General features: G+C 39.9%; 14 protein-coding genes. 2 read left to right on the forward strand and 12 right to left on the reverse strand.

Annotated elements, in window-relative coordinates:
- Position 1 precedes the first annotated feature (1 nt).
- From ODQ17_RS02415 to mazG, 8 genes are all read right to left on the reverse strand, one after another.
- Entirely contained in the window at positions 2 to 271 is a 270-nt protein-coding gene (locus ODQ17_RS02415) for an HPr family phosphocarrier protein (protein ID WP_013198928.1), read from the reverse strand.
- Positions 268 to 1,119 (reverse strand): RNase adapter RapZ, encoded by an 852-nt coding sequence (gene rapZ, locus ODQ17_RS02420; protein WP_004794551.1) that lies wholly within the window; start codon positions 1,117 to 1,119, stop codon positions 268 to 270. The genes ODQ17_RS02415 and rapZ overlap by 4 nt, the downstream gene beginning before the upstream one ends.
- 24 nt (positions 1,120 to 1,143) lie before the next feature.
- On the reverse strand, positions 1,144 to 1,992 hold the full coding sequence (gene panC / locus ODQ17_RS02425; protein ID WP_322901526.1) for a pantoate--beta-alanine ligase: 849 nt from the start codon (positions 1,990 to 1,992) through the stop codon (positions 1,144 to 1,146).
- A gap of 3 nt (positions 1,993 to 1,995) precedes the next feature.
- Complete coding sequence (gene panB, locus ODQ17_RS02430) at positions 1,996 to 2,805, reverse strand: 3-methyl-2-oxobutanoate hydroxymethyltransferase (RefSeq protein ID WP_322901528.1); 810 nt, start codon at positions 2,803 to 2,805, stop codon at positions 1,996 to 1,998.
- A gap of 46 nt (positions 2,806 to 2,851) precedes the next feature.
- Complete coding sequence (folK, locus tag ODQ17_RS02435) at positions 2,852 to 3,334, reverse strand: 2-amino-4-hydroxy-6-hydroxymethyldihydropteridine diphosphokinase (RefSeq protein ID WP_013198930.1); 483 nt, start codon at positions 3,332 to 3,334, stop codon at positions 2,852 to 2,854.
- The gene (pcnB, locus tag ODQ17_RS02440; RefSeq protein ID WP_322901530.1) at positions 3,331 to 4,794 is read right to left on the reverse strand and encodes a polynucleotide adenylyltransferase PcnB; all 1,464 of its coding nucleotides are present in this window, start codon (positions 4,792 to 4,794) and stop codon (positions 3,331 to 3,333) included. The genes folK and pcnB overlap by 4 nt, the downstream gene beginning before the upstream one ends.
- A 125-nt stretch (positions 4,795 to 4,919) precedes the next feature.
- On the reverse strand, positions 4,920 to 5,324 hold the full coding sequence (locus ODQ17_RS02445; protein WP_322901531.1) for a ComEA family DNA-binding protein: 405 nt from the start codon (positions 5,322 to 5,324) through the stop codon (positions 4,920 to 4,922).
- Positions 5,293 to 6,099, reverse strand: coding sequence for a nucleoside triphosphate pyrophosphohydrolase (mazG, locus tag ODQ17_RS02450; protein ID WP_322901533.1), 807 nt, complete (start codon positions 6,097 to 6,099; stop codon positions 5,293 to 5,295). The genes ODQ17_RS02445 and mazG overlap by 32 nt, the downstream gene beginning before the upstream one ends.
- Before the next feature lie 112 nt (positions 6,100 to 6,211).
- Between mazG and ODQ17_RS02455 the strand changes: the two genes are divergently transcribed.
- Positions 6,212 to 6,985: an SDR family oxidoreductase gene (locus ODQ17_RS02455; RefSeq protein ID WP_322901535.1), complete on the forward strand. Its 774-nt coding sequence runs from the start codon at positions 6,212 to 6,214 to the stop codon at positions 6,983 to 6,985.
- A gap of 48 nt (positions 6,986 to 7,033) precedes the next feature.
- Here the strand turns inward: ODQ17_RS02455 and ODQ17_RS02460 are convergent, their stop codons facing one another.
- Genes ODQ17_RS02460 through cysM form a run of 4 tightly spaced genes read right to left on the reverse strand, consistent with a single transcriptional unit; the run spans position 7,034 to position 12,535 of the window.
- On the reverse strand, positions 7,034 to 9,340 hold the full coding sequence (locus ODQ17_RS02460) for a RelA/SpoT family protein (protein WP_005302395.1): 2,307 nt from the start codon (positions 9,338 to 9,340) through the stop codon (positions 7,034 to 7,036).
- 30 nt (positions 9,341 to 9,370) lie between these two features.
- A complete protein-coding gene (rlmD, locus tag ODQ17_RS02465; RefSeq protein ID WP_322901537.1) occupies positions 9,371 to 10,762 on the reverse strand; it encodes a 23S rRNA (uracil(1939)-C(5))-methyltransferase RlmD in 1,392 nt (463 codons plus the stop codon).
- 9 nt (positions 10,763 to 10,771) lie between these two features.
- Entirely contained in the window at positions 10,772 to 11,590 is an 819-nt protein-coding gene (locus ODQ17_RS02470; protein WP_005302389.1) for a 3'-5' exonuclease, read from the reverse strand.
- A 12-nt stretch (positions 11,591 to 11,602) separates the two neighbouring features.
- A complete protein-coding gene (gene cysM / locus ODQ17_RS02475; protein WP_322901539.1) occupies positions 11,603 to 12,535 on the reverse strand; it encodes a cysteine synthase CysM in 933 nt (310 codons plus the stop codon).
- Positions 12,536 to 12,707: 172 nt separating this feature from the next.
- Here cysM and ODQ17_RS02480 point away from each other — a divergent pair, with 172 nt between their 5' ends.
- Positions 12,708 to 15,515, forward strand: coding sequence for a GacS-like sensor histidine kinase (locus ODQ17_RS02480; RefSeq protein WP_322901541.1), 2,808 nt, complete (start codon positions 12,708 to 12,710; stop codon positions 15,513 to 15,515).
- Positions 15,516 to 15,547: the final 32 nt, after the last annotated feature.

Here is a 15,547-nt window from a genome sequence, read left to right on the forward strand (position 1 = left end):
ATTAATCTGCCTCATAAAATTTTGCTGCGAATAACGCCAGTACTTCATTTAATGCCTGCTCTTCGTCGGTACCATCAATGACCAATCGCAAAGTGGTCCCTTTACCTGCACCTAACATCAGCAAAGACATAATATTTTTTGCATCTACCAAATGATCGCCTTTTCCAATCTGGATCGACGAACGAAACTTTGTAGTGACCTCTATCAGTTTTCCTGATGCACGAGCATGTAAACCGAGTTTATTAATTACATCAACAGTTGTGTCTATCATGACCAGTGCTTCATTTCTCTGTGTAAGACCTGAACAGACCATTCTGCCTCAAGTGCTTGTTTTAGTCTATCTACGATATAAACCGAACGATGTTGCCCCCCAGTGCAACCAATAGAAATCGTCATATAGTGACGATGTCCTTCAGCAAATGCGGGAAGCCATTTTTTTAAGAAGTGAAGAATATCATCAAACATTTCGTTTGCTTGCGGACTTGCTTCTAAAAATAGTCTTACTGGCTCATCCAAACCAGAAAAACGTCTTAATTCTAAATCCCAATGCGGATTTGGTAAATGCCGTACATCAAAAACATAATCGGCATCTAAAGGAATGCCATGTTTATATCCAAATGACTGCAATATGACAATAAGCTTATCTGACTGCCCCAATTTAGACAGTAAAATATGCTTTAAATCATGAACGCTTTTATCCGTTGTATCAATATGAACCGTAGCGCGGAACTGAATCGGAAGCAGTAACTGCTTTTCTTCATGAATACATTGCAACAGACTTTTAAAACGATTAGCTAGTGGATGCGGGCGACGCGATGCACTAAAACGCGCAATCAGATCCTGATCTTGTGTCGTCAAGTAAATAACATCAACCGTTCCATGTCTTTGTAATTGCTCAAACACATGATCGAACTCTTGCATATCTGCCCGAGTACTTCTTACATCCACACCTAAAGCTAATTGCTCCAGATTGTTTTCATGATCTAGCTTTGCCACGATTTCAGGCAGCAATGCCAAAGGCAAATTATCAATACAGTAATAGCCCAAATCTTCTAATACTTGAAGGGCCGAAGATTTTCCTGAACCAGACTGTCCTGTCACGATAAGTATACGCTTCATGGCATGGCTGTCCTTTGATCTCTTTTATTGGGGTGTAAAGGCAACTTCTAAATTGTCAATCAAACGGGTTGCACCCAATTTTGCCGCGACAAACAACACAATATCACGATCAAATTGAACAGCAGGTAACAGATTTGTCTGACGAGCTTCGACATAATCAACAACAAAGCCATTATCTGTCAACTGAGTTTTGATATCTTCTACAACTTGTTGCAAATCTTTGCCTTGATGTAACTGTTGCTCAGCCTGCTTCAAACTTTGATAAATAACCGGAGCGATCTGACGGTGCTCAGCGCTTAAATAACCATTTCTTGAGCTAAGCGCCAACCCATCTGCTGCACGAACAATTGGCACGCCAATCACTTCTAAAGGAATATTTAAATCTTGTACAAACTGACGAATCACGGCTAACTGTTGGTAATCTTTTTGTCCAAAGAAAGCGTAATTCGGTTGTACAATATTAAAGAGCTTAGTTACAACCAAAGCTACACCATCAAAGTGTCCTGGACGTGAACTACCACATAAAGCATCTGTAATCTGGCTGACACTGATGTTGGTTAAACGCGGTTGTGTACCGTACATTTGCTCAACTGATGGCGCAAAAATAATGTCACACCCAACATCGGCAAGTAGGCGACTATCTTGCTCTAAAGTACGAGGATAATTGTCAAAATCTTCGCCTGGACCAAATTGAGTCGGATTTACGAAGATGCTTACAACCACAACATCACATAGCTTTTTGGCTTCACGAACAAGTGTGAGATGCCCTTCATGTAGATTTCCCATTGTTGGGACAAAACCAATAATTTTACGTGCAGCTCTAGCAGGATTTAAAGAGGCTGCAAGACCTTGTATGGTGGTTTCTGTTTTCATGAATTACAGCTCAACGTGAAAAGTATGTTCTTTGGCAGGAAATGACTGATCCTGCACAGCAGCATGAAAAGCTTTAAAAGCATCTAAAATGGCAGTTTCACCTGATTGTTCTTTCATAAAGTTACGTACAAAACGCGCAACTCGACCAAAAGTTAAACCCAACATATCTTGTACAACCAGCACTTGACCATCAGTGGCATTACCTGCACCAATACCAATTACAGGCGTATTTGGGAACAATTCAGCAATTTCTTGCCCCAATTGAGCAGGAACACATTCAAGTAATAATACCGCTGCACCCGCCTCAACCACTGCTGTACAATCAGCAATAAGCTGATCTGCTGCTTCACGTGTTCTAGCTTGTAATTTATAGCCACCGAATACATGTACAGATTGAGGTGTTAAGCCTAAATGTACACAAACAGGTACACCATTACGGGTTAAAACCCGCACGATTTCACTTAACCATGCACCGCCTTCGATTTTCACCATTTGAGCGCCAGCTTGCATGACTGTTCTTGCATTTTGCAAAGCATCATTCAAGGTTGCATAACTCATAAATGGCAAGTCTGTCATAATCAAGGCATGTTGATTACCACGGCGTACCGCTGCCGTATGATAAGCCATATCTTCAACGGTTACTGGCAAAGTTGAATCTCGCCCTTGAATTGCCATCCCAAGAGAATCACCAATTAAGATTGTATCAATTTCAGCAAGTTCCATTGCTTTTGCCATGCTTGCATCGTAACAAGTTAGACAAGAGAACTTACGTCCTTCGGCTTTAAATTTTCTTAAGTCACTTAGACTAATCATGATGATATCCTCTACAGGAGTTTGCAGAACATAATGAATCGAGAGCTTAAGCCCAAGACTCATCCGCAAGTACAGTCAGCGTTGGCTGCTGTATCAGTTCTAAATTTTTAAGTGGCTGATCATTAATCTGTAAATCAGCATCTAAATCTAATAAAGGAATCACAACGAAATCTCGTTGTAGAATGCCTATGTGCGGCACAGTTAAGCGCTCATTGTGAATTTTTTCATTGCCATAAATAAGTAAATCCAGATCTAAGGTTCGCTCACCCCAACGACGAAGCCGTACACGACCAGCTTCTTGCTCAAAACGTTGTAAATGATCCAGCAAATCTAAAGGCGCAAGATCGGTATTTAATTCTGCAACTGCATTTAAATAATTTGGCTGATCTTGAGGTCCCATAGGCGGACTTTGATAAAGTCTAGAGACTTTAACCATTCCTAACGTCTTAAGCTTAGCAATGGCTTCAGATAAAATTTGACGTGAATCGCCTAAATTACTTCCTAAACCAATATAAGTGGTTATTGTCATTGCGTTGGCCCAAAGACGACTTGGCTTAAATCACGTTGTACCCGCTTACGTTTTAAAATTGGATGATCGCCTATCACGCCTGCTTCAGAAGTAGTCGCTTTTTCAACAAATCGGCCAACTGCCTGATCTTGTCTAGTACGTTCTTTTTTCCCACGGCGAGTACGTGGTTCCGGAATATCAACCAAAGGTTCAATTTCGGTGTCAACTTTATTATTTTCAATAGGTTCAGCAACAGCTTTACGACGGTTTCTAGCTTTCTGACGATTATATTGACTAATCGCAGCTTCTTTTTCGTCATTTGACATTTCTTGGTAGGCTTCCCACCAGCTTCCCATTCCTTGTGTTGTGTCATCACCAGACTTTTCACGAAGTAATAAGAAGTCAAAACCTGCACGGAAGCGAGCATGTCCAGCCAATGCTTCTATTTGCTGTGGTTTTGGATTAAGCAAACGGGTCTGCATTTCCCAAACTTCACGAATAAAAGTTTCTGCAAAGCGAGGAATAACTGTACGTGTTGCTTGGCGTTTTAAGACATCTAAGCCAGCCTGCGCACGGGCTTCAGCCGGCACAATACCTTTAGATAAATAAAACTCACAACGCTCTAAAAATGGTTGCCACAATAAGACTGCATAGAAAAATGCTGGGTTAATTGTTTTCCCAACCTGAATACGTTGATCTGTATTCTTTGCTGCTCTTAGAATAAATGGAGTGAGGTTCGGCTGAATATCTGCAAAGAGTTGCTTCCAGACACCAAACTCAATCAACATTGGCAGAACACGCGCCAAATGCCCCATTGTGAACAGCTTCTGAGATTCATCGTATAAACGATGCGGAGAGACATCACGCAGTAATTGCGTCGTTTCAGCATCAAAGATATCGAGAATATTTGAATCAATTTTGAAATTTAACTTAGCTGCAAAACGTAGAGTTCGCAGCATACGCACTGGGTCTTCTTCGAAGCGCTGTGCCGGATCGCCCAATAAACGTAGAGTTTTATTTTTTACATCGTCAATTGCTTTGCAGAAATCGAGCACAATACTCTTACGCGGTTGGTAATATAGCGTATTAATTGAAAAATCACGTCGAGCAAAGTCTTGTTCGATAGTACCCCAATTATTGTCACGTAAAATCATGCCTGAGGCACTAGTGACTGCTTTTTTAGGAGGGGCACGGAATGTAGCAACTTCAATAAGCTCACGCCCTGAATAGACATGTGCCAATTCAAATCGACGACCAATGATTCGGCAACGTCTGCCAAAAACTTCTTTAATTTGAGAAGGTGTCGCATTGGTCACTGCATCGAAATCTTTAGGATTAAACCCTAGCATTAAATCACGGACACCACCCCCAACAATATAAGCTTCATAGCCAGCTTTAGTCAGGCTATCGATCACATCTAAAATCGAAGAAGGAAGTTGGGCTGTGGACAAACCACATTTTGACGCTCGCAAGGTTTGCAAAAGACGCTGTCTCCTACGTCAGGACGTAAATAACAAGTTGTCGCTAATCATAGCTCTAACGCACACAAAGGGCAATTTGATTCTCTGTAGTTTGCGCATGAAATGACAATTGACAAACAGATGATTTATAAAGTCAAACGCGCTTTATTCTTTTCAAAAATGGCTGGACCAATGCCCTTTACGCTTTTAAATTCATCAATATTTTTAAAGCCACCATTCTTTTGACGGTATTCTACAATCGCTTGAGCCTTTTTCTCACCAATACCTTTTAGCTTTTGAAGCTCATCAATATTGGCTTGATTCAAGTGAACTTGTCCCGAAGAGTCAGTCATGGCTGAGCTTTTTGGAACGCTAGAATGCGAGGCGTGTTGCATGCTCAACTTCTGATCATACATCTGCTGTTTAGCCTTCCACTCCTTAAAATTTTGATCAAAAGATTGAGCCTGAATAAAGGTTGAAGAAATCAGGCTCCAAAATAAAACAATAAAAATATAAGACTTACTCTTCCAAAGATTCATGCTGAGATGCATGTGTTTTTTCCCCTAATCTTAACTGCCGCTTTGCCTGATTCCACAATTCATCCATTTCAGACAAGGTCATGTCTTCTAATGTTCTTTGCTGTTTTCGTGCTTGATCTTCAATAAAAGCAAAACGACTTCTAAATTTATGTATTGTTGATAAAAGTGATGTTTCACTTGAAATCGCAAGTTTACGTCCTACATTGACTAATGAAAACAGGCAATCTCCAAATTCATCTTGAATTTCATCAATATTTTGATTTCTCAGTGCTTGTTTAAACTCATCTAGCTCTTCTTCTAGTTTTCCATAAGCATCTTCTACGGTTTCAAAGTCAAACCCAACTTTTGCGACATTTTCTTGAATTTCTTGTGCCTGCAATAGAGCTGGTCCATGCTTAATTTCGTCCAACCTTGATTGCGGCTTGCCTTGTTTTTCTTGCTGTTTAATTTGTTTCCAAAGCTCACTTACTTGCTCTGGCGTTAAATTATTAAATTGATCTGCCTGAAAAACATGTGGATGGCGGCGAATTAACTTTTCACTTATTGCCTCAACAACATCTTGAAAGTTAAAAGCACCTTGCTCACTAAACATTTGTGATTGAAACACGACTTGTAATAACAAATCGCCTAGCTCATTTCTGATTTCATCGATATCCCCCTGACGAACAGCAGCCTCAACTTCATATGCTTCTTCAATCGCATATTTAGTCAGTGACATTGGGGTTTGTTCTTGATCCCACGGACATTTTTCTCGTAACTCTTGCATGATTTTAAGCAATTTATCCATGGTAACCCTCAAGTTTAAAAAGTCGGTCAGTAAAACTAAGATTTTAATTTGTTATGATCAAAATCAAAGCGATTAAATCAGTCGCACTATTGTACTGACAAAGAGAAAAAAGATGAGATACAGTATTCTGATTAGTGGTGCCGCTCAAGGTATTGGGGCTGAAATTGCACGTGTATTCTACAAACAAGGATATAAAGTAGGCATTTATGATATTAATGAATCGCTTGCTCAAAAATTGGCAAACGACTTAGGGCCAAATGCCCGTGCCGGCTATCTAGATGTAAGTGATTACGACCAATGGCAACACTTATTAAAAGAATTTACTGAATGGGCTGGCGAACTCAACATCTTAGTAAATAATGCCGGTATTTTATATTCTGGTGCATTTGAAACAACTGATATTAAAGCTCACCAAAGAACAATAAATATTAATGTAAACGGCGTAATCAATGGCTGTCACTCTGCCCTACCTTATTTAAAGCAAGCGTCTTTTGCACGCGTTATCAACCTATCTTCAGCTTCTGCAATTTATGGGCAAGCTGACCTTATTTCTTACTCAGCCAGTAAATTTGCTGTTCGCGGAATTACTGAAGGTTTAGATGTGGAATGGAAAAAATATGGTATTCGCGTTTTAGATGTGATGCCGCTGTTTGTGCAAACTGCAATGGTTAACAATATGGATGCAGGCACTATTCAAAATATGGGGATAGATTTAACTCCAAATGATATTGCTCAGCAGGTGCTTACGCTTGTAGAGAAAAAGGCTCATTTCTGGACGCCTACTCACACTCCAGTTGGCATAAAAACCAAACTGCTTTACCAACTCTCGACTTTAAGCCCTCAGTTTTTAAACCGACTTACTAACATTTATTTATCGAGAAAATAATCCAATATAAAAAAGGCTGTCATTTGACAGCCTTTTTACTCAATTTATTTAAACACCTTGGATCATGCGTCGCGCACTAATAATTCCAGGCTGTTGCTCTAAGCGAGCCAATAAGCGAGAAAGCTGTGCTAAACCCTTAACCTCAATTAACAACTTCATATTGGCAATACCATCTGCTTCAGAAATTGTATTGACCTGACGAATATTGATTTGGTCAGAGAAAATCACTTGAGTTAAGTCTTTAAGCAGACCACGGCGATCATAAGCTTCCACCACAATTTGAACGCTTTGACCACGTGTCGGCTGCATTTCCCAATCAGCTTCAACAGCACGCTCTGGTTCTTGCTTAATCATACGTTGGTAGTCTGAACAAATGACTTTGTGAATGCTGACACCACGATTCAAAGTAATGTATCCAGCGATTGACTCACCATGTACAGGCTGACAGCACTGCGCGATGTGCAGCTCTACATTGTCTAAACCATCAATTAAAATTCCATGAGCAGACAATGTATGGCTAGCACGTGGATTTAATGCTGGTTTAAGCACTAGTTCAGGTTCATCCTGATCTAGATGCATTTGACGATTCACCTGATTAATCAAGGCATGTAAGCTAATGTCACCGCTTACTAGACTCACCAAAATGTCATCACCCGTTTTCACGTTAAAATGTGATGAGTAATCATTTAGATCGATACTTTTTGGGTGAATCGCTAGACGAGCTAACTCTTTATTAAGAAGTTCACGGCCAACTTCAAGATTTTTACTACGATCTTGCTGTCTAAACCAATGACGCAGCTTGTCACGAGCACGAGAGGTTTTAATATAACCTAAAGAATTGACCAACCAATCTCGGTTTGGATCACGATCTTTTTTAGTTAAAATCTCAACCTGCTCACCCGTTTTTAAAGTATAGGTAAGTGGCACATAACGCTGGTTAACTCGCGCTGCATAACACTTGTTCCCTACTTCCGTATGGACATGGTAAGCAAAATCTAAAACTGTTGAGCCACGTGGCAATTCCTTAATATCACCATCACGACTAAAAACGTAAATCTTCTCAAAGCCTTCAAAGTCTTGTAACTGTTCAAAGCCTTCTGTTTCATCTTCGTTTTGATGTACCGTCGTTTCATTGCGCTCTTGATAGTGCTCTAAAACAGCACGTAATGAATGCAAACGATGATTAAAAGAATGGTCGGTATTCTTTGAACCTTCTTTATAGTTAAAGTGCGAACATACGCCTAATTCTGCTTCGTCATGCATCTCATGAGTACGAATTTGTACTTCAAGCGATTTATTCTCGGCAATTACAGCAGTATGCAAAGAGCGATAACCATTTGCTTTCGGGTTGGTAATATAGTCATCAAACTGATGCGGAATGTGACGCCAGATTTGATGAACAATACCCAAAGAGTGGTAACACTCAGGAACGCTATTGACCAATACACGCAAGGCACGAATATCATAAAGCTGATCAAAACTCAGGTTTTTGCTTTTCATTTTTCGATAAATCGAATAAATGTGCTTAGCTCGACCTGTGATTTCTGACTCGATTCCGTAAGACGCCAACTCATTTTTTAAACGATCAATCACGAACTGAATATAGTGTTCGCGCTCTAATCGTTTTTCATTCAGTAATGACGCAATTTCTTTATAACGATCTGGAGCTAAATAGCGAAAAGCGAGATCTTCAAGTTCCCACTTAAGCTGAGCAATACCGAGTCGATGCGCCAATGGCGAATAAATAGTAAGAATTTCACGTGCTACACGTTCTTGACGTTCACGAGATGAATTTGCTAGTTCCCGTAAAGAATAGGTACGTTCAGCAAGTTTAATTAAAACAACACGAACATCTTCGGTAACCGAAATCAGCATTTTATAAATGCCACTTAAATGTTCTCGTTGATTATTATTAAAATGATCTTCTAACCGTTTATTTTTCTCAATGAGTTCCGAGAGCTTACCCATTGCCAAAGTGCCTTTGACAAGGTTATAGACCTGCTCCCCAAATTTCTGTTTTACTTCTTCTATATCAGTAATGTCTTCACGCACACTACGATAGAGCATTGCTGCCGATAGAGTATCTTCATCTACATGGAGATGCGCCAGAATATCAGCCATTCCAACGCCTGTAGCGAAAGTATTTGAACGATGATTAACCGTTGAGTCCAACTCTTTTTGCAGGGTTAAATGAGCAACCTGCTCAAGCTGTTCAAGCTTCGCCCCGTCTAATATTTCACGCACCCGATCCAACCATGAGGCTAAACCGATTTGCGTTTCGGCGGCATGCTCTACAGTCGTTTCCTCGGACAACTCAGTTAGTTGTTCAGGTAACTGTTCACGTACTGTGACCATACCATTCTCCTCAATATGTAACTCATGTTTTTAATCGTTTATCTCTTGAATTTTTTCAAATAGTGCAATGGATTCAACATGTTCTGTGTGCGTAAACATGTCCATCACAGCTGCTTTTTTTAACTGGTAACCATATTGGACCAAAACACCCGCATCCCTTGCCAGTGTAGCTGGATTACATGATACATAAACGATTCTTTTTGCTCCAAAATTTGATACATACTGCATAATTTCATATGCACCAGCACGAGGAGGATCAATCAATAATGCATCAAATCCTTGATTTGCCCAAGAATGATGCGAAAAATCTTTTGTTAAATCTTGTGAAAAGAAGGTTGCTTGCACCAAACTATTGCATTTTGCATTAGCTGTTGCCCGCTGCACCATTTCTTCACTCCCTTCCACACCGACAACCTGACCACTCTCACCAACACATCGTGCTAACGGGAGTGAGAAATTGCCTAAACCGCAAAATAGATCAAGTACCTTTTCACCTGGTTGCAATTGAAGCAATTCACATGCCAATTGAACCATTTGTTCATTTACTGTGGCATTGACCTGAGTAAAATCCAATGGCGAAAAAGCAAAATTTACATCAAACCGCTCTAAGGCATAGTGTAAACGTAAAGCACCTTTTTCATCATCAATACGATGAATACTTTCAGGCCCCTTAGGCTGCAAATACAACTGCCACCCTTTGTCTAACGCAAATTGCTTTAATTGGTTGACATCAGAATTGTTTAATTTTTCTACATGACGAACCAATAAAGAAATTTCATGATCACCTTTTGCTAATTCTACATGACCTATATGCGCTTTGCCTTTTAGACTTTGGAGTAAAATACGCAGCTCAGGCAAACTATCTGATAGTTTTTTATCCAAAACACTACAAGTGTGGATAGAAGTTAGTCGATTACTATGATGTTCACGAAACCCCATAATTAAGCGATCTGGCTTTGGCAGATAGCGCACCCCTATTCGAGCACGACGACGATAATCTGTTTGTAAAGATCGAATCGGCTCAAGCCACTGTTCAGGCTGAATTCCTGCAAAATGTTGTAAATGCGATTGGAGCACACTTTGCTTTAAACGAATTTGCTCATCAGGATGGATATGCTGCATGCTACAGCCACCGCAAATACCATAATGAGGACAAATTGCATCTATGCGATGAGTTGAAGGCTCTCCTAACAACTGCACCATCTCAGCTTCTTCAAGACGCTTTGCTTGATGGGTAATCTGAGCCTTTACAGTTTCTCCGGGCAATGCATAGCGAATAAAAACTTTCTTGCCATGCTTATCTGCTGGATGATCAGGATGAGAACCATAATGCGCAATTCCCCGCCCCTCATGAGAAAGTGTTTCAACTTGAAAAATATATTCAGGTTGTTGAGGCTTGCGAGATTTGGCTTGTTGTTTCAAAGGATGAACCTAAAAATCTGAAGGATTAAAATAGTGAGAAGTAAATTCAGTATGCTTGGAAGTACGTTCCCATACTTCAAGAAAATCAGACTGCTGCGGCATGGTCTGTAAATATTCAATACTCGAACTAATCCAGTGGTTATGTTCATCTACGCTCAACTGGCCTTTTAGTACGAGCCAACGCAAATAAATAAACCATGTATTGAGTACATCCCCTTCACAATAGCTAGTCAATTTTAACCACTGTTGATTACGAACATATTCAGGCACATGATAACCCGACTCACCGCGTTTACCCGGCAAACCTAAAATGCAGGCAATATCATCAAGCTTTTGAAAATTACGCCCATTAAACATGGCCATCACGTCCATTAAATCAATGTGGCGATGGTGATAACGGTTTTGGTAATTATTAAAACGTTTCTGGCTATCAATCTCGCCTTGATCAAATAGACCTGGTGCAGAAAGCCCATGATACATCGCGCGAAATAGAATAACGGGTAAATCAAATTGTGAGCCATTCCAACTCACTAAAGTCGGATGACGCTTATCAAAAATTGACAAGAACTTTTGCAAAATCTCAGCTTCAGAATATTGTTCACGACTAAAAGAGAATAATCTAAAACCAGACTCATCAATCCATAGACCAGAAATACAAACAATTTCATGCAAAGGTAAGCGTTGAAAATCCATGCCTGATTCTTGACGACGGAGTTTAGTCAATGCTTGCTCTACATCAGCCTCTGGTAAATCAAGATGATATAAATGCGCTCCCGCTTTTAAATCAGTTAAAGTTTCAATATCAAAAACTAAGGTAGGGAAACGCATTATTTCTCTCAATTATGAGTTATCGTCCTGTACTGAAAACAATCCTGTAGACAAGTAGCGGTCGCCACGGTCACAGATAATGCAAACAATAACAGCATCTGGATTTTCTTCTGCAATCTTAATGGATGCCCATACCGCGCCACCTGAAGATGTACCCGCACTAATGCCTTCCATCCGCGCTAATTTACGCATGGTCTTTTCAGCATCAATTTGTGGAATATCAATAGTACGATCTACACGGCTACTATCAAAAATAGTAGGTAAATATTCTTTTGGCCAACGGCGAATACCAGCAATGCTTGAGCCATCTGCTGGTTGCAAACCAATAATTTGAATATCTGGGTTTTGTTCTTTTAAATATTTAGAAACACCCATGATGGTACCAGTCGTACCCATTGAGCTTACAAAATGGGTGATTTTCCCACCTGTTTGTTTCCAAATTTCAGGACCAGTTGTTAAATAATGAGCTTCAACATTGTCAGGGTTACCAAACTGATTTAAAACGTGCCCCTTACCTTCTTTTTCCATTTGCAAGGCTAAATCACGTGCACCTTCCATACCTTGCTGCGGTGTTACTTCAATCAGCTCTGCGCCATAAGCCAGCATCGCATCTTTACGCTCCTGACTCATGTTGTTCGGCATAATAAGTTTCATTTTATAGCCACGCATTGCAGCAACCATTGCCAAAGCAATACCTGTGTTCCCACTGGTTGCCTCAATCAAGGTGTCGCCTGGCTTAATTTGACCACGTTTTTCTGCCTGCATAATCATGTTATATGCAGGACGGTCTTTTACAGAACCTGCCGGATTATTACCTTCTAATTTTGCTAAAACCGTCGCTTGCGTATGAAAAGCTAATCGCTGCAAACGAACTAGAGGTGTCTTACCTACATAGTGATCTAACAAAAATTCGTCGGCTAAAAAGTCAGGTTGTGTATTACTCATGATCAATACCTATATCGAGGTGCGCCTATTGTATGAAAAAATGCTCGCTACTGCACCCATTTCAATATGCTTTTTCATGAAAGCGATTAAAGCTCGGTCATTTATAAAATGCCGTCTGTTTTAAAATAAAGCGTGATAAGATGCCGTACAGAGAGATAAATCTGATGTAGCCATGTCTAATTTCAATAAAACCTTATCGAAACGCTTACGTCTGAATCATGCATATGGGCAATTGATTGCTCTAATTTTTGTGCCGATTATGATTTTAACAGGGGTCGGTGCTTTTCTGGTTTTAACTGAAACGTCACATTCGGTAAAACAACAACAGCTACATCACGCCTCAGCAATTTTAGCTCGCTACAATCAAATTGCGAAAGATCTATATACGCTAGTCGAACTAGAACCCGATGAATACGATCATGCTCAGCACATTATGCAAAGCATGTTTAGCGAAAAAAATCTTAAACGCGCGGTATTAATTGATAACAATGGACAGACTTATTTAAGTATTGGTTATCGTGATAATCGTTATTGGCCAAGTTTTCCTAGTAATAATAGTTTTTTCGGTCCAATCTCTTATAACCACAACAATATTTATGGACTGCAAATTAGCAATAAAGCAGGAAAAGCCCCAGTTTGGTTAATGATTGAAATGGATAACCAGCCTCTAGAGTTGGCACGTTATCGCATTATGATTGCCCTCGTCATTACTGGATTAATGACCTTATTATTACTTTTACTGTGCTTGAATTTTTACTCTCGTCGCTGGATTGCGCCGATGTATGAAATTCGCATGCAGTTACAACGCCTAAATGCAGATACTTTAGATCAGCACCTAGTCATTAACAGTACTGGGGAGCTACGCTTATTACAGCGTGATATTGCAAATGTTGTTAAGCGATTACACTTTAGCTTTTTAGAATTAAAAGAACACACTGAACAAACAGAAGAAGACTTACGCAGAACACTAGATACCTTAGAAGTCCAAAACATTACTTATCGTCAAGCACGTGACCAAGCGATTTCATCAAATCAAGCGAAGTCAGTTTTCTTGGCAAATATTAGTCATGAGCTTCGAACACCTCTAAACAGTATTGATGGCTTTATTCATTTATTGCTTCGTCAACAAAATTTAAATAATGAGCAAAATCTTTATTTGCAAACCATTCGCAAGTCATCTGCCCATTTATTGGCATTAATTAACGATGTATTAGATTTCTCGAAAATTGATGCAGGTAAGTTAGAACTTGAAACAGCACCTTTTGATTTAGAAGAAGCCATCTTTGATGTCATGGATATGCTGTCTCCATTGGCTGCTCAAAAACATATCGCCATGGCTTTTTACTATGCGGATAACATTCCACAAGAAGTGATTGGCGATGCTTTACGCTTCAAGCAAATCTTGACCAACTTGATTTCTAATGCGATCAAGTTTACTCCAGATGGCGAAATTATTGTTCGTGTTCGTATGGAACATGATGATATTGGGCAATGTCTGCTTCATTTCAGTGTTCAAGATAGTGGTATTGGTTTAAGCGGCACAGACCGTAAAAAATTATTTGAATCATTCTCGCAAGGCGATGCCTCAGTTACACGTCAATTTGGTGGTACAGGTTTAGGTTTAGCTATTTCTAAACAGCTTGTTCATCTCATGCATGGTCAAATTGGTTTTGAAGATAACCAAGAACGTGCGCCAACTGAAAAAGGTTCAACCTTCTGGTTTACTGCACAATTTGTGGTAGATGAAGATTACGAAATCGAACATCCACACTTTGAGCATTTACAAGTGGTGTCGTATCTTGCTCATCCTGCTACAGCAAGTGTTTTACGTTACTACCTTGAAAACTACCATGTTCCTCATATCGAAACACAATCGATTCTGGACTTGTTTAGCCGTTTAAAACACCTTGATCAGAAAGATAATACATGGCTCATTGTTGACCATAGCGGCGACACTGAAGCGTTATTAAAAGAAATCCGCAGCCGTTATCAAGGCAATTTAGCCGTCTATGGCTATCAAATGACGCTTGAGCCAAACATGCTCAATGAATACCGTGCTCGTCCTCTCTATCAACCATTAAGTCGAAGCGGACTCATTCAACTATTAAATGATCAACCTATTTTTGAAGAGGAACAACAAGACTTTAATGGTCAGGGTCTACACATTCTGGCAGTGGATGACCACCTCCCTAACTTAATTGTTTTAGAAGCCTTACTCGGTGAACTTAACGTTAAAACAACTAAAGCTCTTAGTGGCCAAGAAGCTCTTAACCTGATCCAAGAGCGAATTGATCAGAAACTTAAACCATTTGATTTAGTGTTTATGGATATTCAAATGCCTGTCATGTCAGGCATTGATACCACTCGTGCTATTCGTTCTTTAGAGTCGACACTAGACGGAGAAATGCAACTTCCAATTATTGCGCTTACCGCCCACGCACTTGCTGATGAAAAACAAAAACTCCTTAAAGTAGGCATGAATGACTATGTCACCAAGCCAATTCAAATGGAGCAAATCATCCAGATCTTAACGCAATGGACTAAGAACAACTTTACAGCAAAAGCCTTAGATAAAGACCATCATGTCGTTGCAGACGCTTTAGATCCACAAATTTTAAACTGGCAACAAAGTTTGCAGCTTGCAGCAAATAAAGAAGACTTAGCGCAAGATCTACTTAAAATGTTAGTTGATAGTTTTCCAACTGAGCTAGATGAAATGCAGCAGCTGATTGAGCTTGAAGACTTCCCTCAGCTTGAGCATGTTTTACATCGCCTCTATGGTGCTACTCGCTATGTAGGCGCCCCAAAACTACAACAAGTGACTGGGGACTTTGAGCAGTTTATTTCAACGCTGCGTAAAGAACGCCGTATAGCAGATGAAGGCTTCATTGAAGAAGTGATGCAGCGCTTTAATGAACTAGGTCTTGTCGTTAAAGAGGTAGAAAGTGCAGCCCATCAAATCTTGGTGATTCCTGACTAACATCTCTATCAAAGAGGCATGACTGGGCTGTC

Source organism: Acinetobacter sp. IRS14, from assembly GCF_034650275.1.
In the GTDB taxonomy this organism is placed as follows: domain Bacteria; phylum Pseudomonadota; class Gammaproteobacteria; order Pseudomonadales; family Moraxellaceae; genus Acinetobacter; species Acinetobacter oleivorans.